Raw genomic sequence first — 1,461 nt, forward strand, 5'->3', positions numbered from 1 at the left:
TCCCTGAACTGCGCCCCTGATGTTGGACAAAAATCCAACCTCAGGGGCGTTTCACATGAGCAAATACACCAGACAGTTCAAGCTTTCCGCCATCCAGACTTTTCTGCAACGTGGCCTTGGCTACCGTTTCATTGCCGCGCAGTTTCAGATGGACCCCTCCTTACTGCGCCGCTGGGTGCAGGCTTTCCGCCTCCATGGCGAGACCAGCCTGTCCAGACAAGCGCGGACTTTCAGCCCTGAGTTCAAGCTCTCGGTACTCAAGCGGAAGTGGCGCGACAAGTTGTCGTTGCGCCAAACGGCAGCCGTTTTCAACCTGACGCACTCCAGCCAGATAGGCATATGGGAAGCGCAGTACTACAGTGGCGGCATCAAAGCCCTGGTAGCAGGGAACAAAGGACCACGTAACGTCATGATCAAACCATCCGTCCCACCCGCCAGCACCTCGCCCAAGGCCGATGAAGAACTCTCGCACGCCGAACTGCTGGCCAAGCTGCGCCACGCCGAGATGGAGATCGCCTACCTAAAAAAGTTAAAAGAACTGCGCGAGGAGAAGGCGAGACAGAAGAAGGCCGGGAGGAAAAAGTCCTGATCATCTCGGCCCTGCGCACCCGCTTCCCGCTCGACGGCCTGCTCAAGTTGGCCGGACTGGCGCGCAGTACGTATTACTACCAGCGCAAATTGATGGCTGCCGGTGACAAGTTGGCTCCGCTTAAGGGCCGTATCCGTGAGATCCAGGAGCGGCATAAAGGTCGCTACGGCTATCGGCGCATGACAGCGACACTGCGCAGCGCCGGCCATGTAGTGAACAGCAAGGTCGTGCGCCGCCTGATGGCCGAGCTCGACCTTAAATGCACGGTTCGCGTGAAGAAGTACAAGTCCTATCGTGGCCAGCCCGGACGCATCGCCCCCAACAAGATGGAGCGCAAGTTCACGGCAGAAGAGCCAAATACGAGGTGGGTAACGGACGTGACCGAGTTCAAGGTGGCGGGTGAAAAGCTGTATCTCTCTCCGGTGCTGGACCTGTTCAATGGCGAAATCGTGGCACATCAGATCGACACCTCGCCGCATTATCCATTGGTTGGTCAGATGCTCGAGCAGGCGCTGTCACGGCTGCCGGAAGGGGCCAGGCCTATGCTGCACTCCGACCAGGGCTGGCAGTATCAGTACTACCGCTACCGGAATCGACTTGAGGAGAAGGGACTGGAGCAGAGCATGTCACGCAAGGGCAACTGCCTGGACAATGCGCGAATGGAGAGTTTCTTCGGCACACTGAAGACCGAGATGTATCATGGTCAGCGCTTCGCCAGCATCGAGGATCTGAGCGCTGCAATCGATGAATACATCGATTACTACAACCATGATCGAATCAAGATGGGGCTGGCCGGCCTGAGTCCCGTGGCATACAGGAATCAGACCGCAGCAGCCTAATCAAAGATTGTCCAACAAATGGGGCGCACCTCA

Annotated in this window: 1 protein-coding gene; it reads left to right on the forward strand. The window is 57.4% G+C overall.

Features of this window, described 5'->3' with window-relative positions; all coding sequences use genetic code 11:
• Positions 1 to 55: 55 nt before the first annotated feature.
• Positions 56 to 1,428 (forward strand): IS3 family transposase gene (locus NJG22_RS24385; RefSeq protein ID WP_253098484.1). Its coding sequence is split into 2 segments (ribosomal slippage): positions 56 to 529 and positions 532 to 1,428, totalling 1,371 coding nucleotides; the frame shifts between segments, so codons are not numbered across the junction.
• The last annotated feature ends 33 nt before the right edge of the window (positions 1,429 to 1,461 follow it).

This window comes from Pseudomonas sp. VA159-2 (assembly GCF_024126635.1).
GTDB classification, from domain to species: domain Bacteria; phylum Pseudomonadota; class Gammaproteobacteria; order Pseudomonadales; family Pseudomonadaceae; genus Aquipseudomonas; species Aquipseudomonas muyukensis.